Genomic DNA, 3,439 nt, shown 5'->3' with positions numbered 1-3,439 from the left:
ATGCTGCGAAACGTCGACCTTCGGCGTTCGCGTGTCGCCGCTCTCGCGTCGCAAGGTCGCGCGCGAGGTCGTTCGCGTCACGACTCGGTTCGGCGGAGTCCGCGGTACAGTCGGGATTGCACCCGATATCCTGCAGACCGATCCTGAGTACGACGACTGCCGTTGGGCGGCAGAGCTTTCGGGCGCCGCCCATCCGCGAGGTCTACGACGCGGCGACCGAAGCGTACCGGTCGCTGTACGGGCAGTCGTGACCGGCGGCGGGCGCCAACGGCGACCTTTCCTTGACGGACGGCGATTCGGGTCCATACAATACCGTTCGGCGGACGCGACCACCCGCAATCGCGCGGCTTCGTAGCTCAGTCGGTAGAGCGAGCGACTCATAATCGCTAGGTCGTTGGTTCAAGTCCAACCGGAGCCACCAAGAGCCTGCTACCTCGACCCGCAGGAACACTGATGCTGCGGGTCCTCTGCTTGCCGTCTACTGGCATACCCAACCATTGCCATGGTGCCCGCTTTCGCCCTCGAATGACCCGATAGATCGCCAGTTTGGGCGCGGTTTGGGCAACCTCATTCGCCGACGAAAGCCGCATGGCGCCAGGCATTCGCCGCGCCCGGTGTTCGTTGTGGCAGGAACAACCCGTCACCGAAACCGACGAGCTCTGGGCGGGCCCCTTCCGCGAGACTCGCCCGCTGGTCATCCACAAGTAGGCGACACCCACGACGTAGGGGCGATTCGCCGAGTCGCCCCTACGGACGGACAGCCGGCGTGGAACACCGACCTGCGCGTTCTGCGGACGCTCCTGAATTCGCCGCTGATGGCGTTCTACATCCACCACACGAGCCGTTCCTACCAGCACGGCTACAAGCCCTACGCCAAGTCGTTCCTGGAGCGCTTCGGCGTGCCCGCCCTCACGTCGTGCTCAAGCCCTTGCCGAAGATGGCTTACACGCATCCAGCAGATGCTTCACATTCCGAAGAAAACGCACCGTGGGTCTGGCGGACTTCCGCTCTGTGCGGCTATTCGTTGTGTGAGATGCCATATCCCCGCTCGGGGCAACGATTCGGCGCGATCTGGCGATCGATTCCGTCCATGACGTAAAGGACGAGGAGCGGATAGAGAGGGTGCAGAACCCAACTGACCCACGCCCGCCGTTCGTTGCGATATGCCAGCGTCTTCGCAGCCAGGCTCTTAGACTCCCTATCGCCGGAGATGAGCGCGCCACGGTCTCGTTGAACCGGCATGCTCTGGCAGAGCTGCCGCCGCGACCACTGGTGCCTTGGAGGAGACGGGCTCGAATGAAAAGGGCAGTTTCATCGTGCGTTAGCCTAGGCGTGCGTGGTGCTGGAAACCCGTGGGGCGGCGCCGTTCGGCGCGCCGTCGGGTCATGGGCGCTCGTTTTCGCCCTGGCAGCGGTCGGAGCCAGCGCCGTTGCCCAGCAGACGGTCGTCGTGAACCGCCTCGGCAACTCGCTCTACATCGTCGACCTGTCGAACGGGAACCGGACGGTTTTGTCAGACTCGGCGACCGGTACCGGGCCCGCACTGAACACCCCTGTCGGCGCTGCCCGCAACAGCAGTACCGGTACCATCTACGCGGGCCAATACAGCTCGATCATGGCAATCGATCCGAGCAACGGGAACCGAACCGAAGTATCGAGCTCGACCGTCGGGACAGGCGGCGCGCTATCCAACGTCTACGGCTTGTCAATTGACAGCGCTGGCAACGTCATTGCGGCAAACCAAGGCAATTCTACGATCGTGCGTGTCGACCCGACGACAGGCAACCGAACGATCCTTGCCAGTTCGTCCGTAGGTTCCGGCGTGGCGATGCCGACCCCATGGGGGTGCTACGTCGACTCGGACGGGAGCATCCTCTTCTCAGGCTCGAGTAGTGCGTCCCTGATCCGCCTCGACCCAACGACTCTGGTTCGCACCGAGGTCTCCTCCTCGACTGTCGGCACGGGACCTGCGCTGGCTTCACCCACCGGTATTTTGCGGATGTCGGACGGCTCGTATGCTGTCCTGAACCGGGCTGACTCAAACAGCTACGTGATCCGAGTCGATCGTTCGACAGGCAACCGAACCGCAATCACCGGCTCCTCGACGGGAACGGGACCTACGACGACGAGCCTTCGTCACGGCATATCCGTCGCCTCGGACGGGAATCTGTACTTCGACGATTACATTGACAATGTCCTCTTCCGTGTCGATCCTGCCACTGGAAACCGCACCATCGTATCGAGCGCCACGGTTGGGTCGGGCCCTGCCTTCAACGGCCTGTTAGGACTCATGGCTGGCGCCGTCGCGTCCATCGCGCCCTCAACGAACAACGCGCCCGTCGCGAACGCGGTCTCGGCGACGACGGACGAAGACACCGCCAAAGCGATCACACTGAACGCCACGGACGCCGACAGCGGCGACACCCTCACCTACTCCATCGTGGCGAATCCGACCAACGGCACGCTCGGAACCGTGTCGGGAACGTCGGTCATCTACACGCCGTCCGCGAACTTCAACGGCACGGACACCTTCACCTACAAAGCCAACGACACGAAGGCGGACAGCAACACGGCGACCGTGACGGTCACCGTCAACGCCGTGAACGACCCGCCGGTTCTCGACGCGATCACGGATCCGTCGGCAATCCTCGAAGATGCGGCGGAGCAGACGGTCACCGTGACGGGCGTCGGACCCGGCGGCGGCTCCGACGAGTCGGGGCAGACGGTCGTCGTCACTGCGACGAGCGGGAATACGGCGCTCATCGCGAGCGTCGCGGTCAGCGAAACGGGCGCGAGCCGGTCGCTGAAATACACGCCCGTCGCCAACGCGAACGGGACGGCGGTCATCACGGTCACTGCGAACGACAGTCAGAGCGCCAACAACACGGCGACGCGGACGTTCACGGTGACGGTCACGGCGGTCAACGACCCGCCCGTGTTCGACGCGATCTCCAACGCGACCGCGTTCGAGGGTTCATCCACGCAGACGGTGACGATCACGGGCGTCGGTCCCGGCGGCGGCAGCGACGAGTCGAGCCAGATCGTCGGTTTCACGGCAACCAGCAGCAATCCGACGCTGATTCCGAATCCGGCGGTCACGGGCAGCGGTTCGACGCGGACGCTCTCCTACACCCCGGCGTCCAGCGGCAGCGGCTCTGCGACGATCACCGTCACCGCCGACGATGCACAGTCGGCGAACAACACGACACAGAGGACGTTCACGATCACGGTGACGGCGAACACGGCTCCCGTCGCCAGCAACGTCCCCGCTACGACGGACGAGGACACCGCGAAGGCGATCACCCTGAGCGCCACGGACGTCGATACCGGTCAGACGCTGACCTACTCGGTCGTCGCCAGCCCCTCGAACGGCACGCTGGGAACCATCTCCGGCGCGTCGGTCACCTACACGCCGTCGGCGAACTTCAACGGCACGGACA

General features: G+C 64.4%; 2 protein-coding genes and 1 tRNA gene. All 3 read left to right on the top strand.

The genetic code is table 11. The features are described from left to right. A partial coding sequence (locus FJZ36_18465) for a DUF111 family protein (protein MBM3216883.1) occupies nucleotides 1-355 on the top strand: 355 nt, incomplete at its 5' end. Then, nucleotides 346-421: transfer RNA gene (locus FJZ36_18460), tRNA-Met, on the top strand. The genes FJZ36_18465 and FJZ36_18460, both read left to right, overlap by 10 nt. 875 nt (nucleotides 422-1,296) lie before the next feature. After that, nucleotides 1,297-3,439 (top strand): tandem-95 repeat protein (locus FJZ36_18455; GenBank protein MBM3216882.1); only part of this gene is annotated, 2,143 nt, incomplete at its 3' end.

The sequence above is a fragment of the Candidatus Poribacteria bacterium genome (assembly GCA_016866785.1).
Lineage (GTDB): Bacteria > Poribacteria > WGA-4E.
The sequence above is the reverse complement of the archived record's forward strand: the minus strand, read 5'-3'. Positions and strand labels throughout refer to the sequence as shown.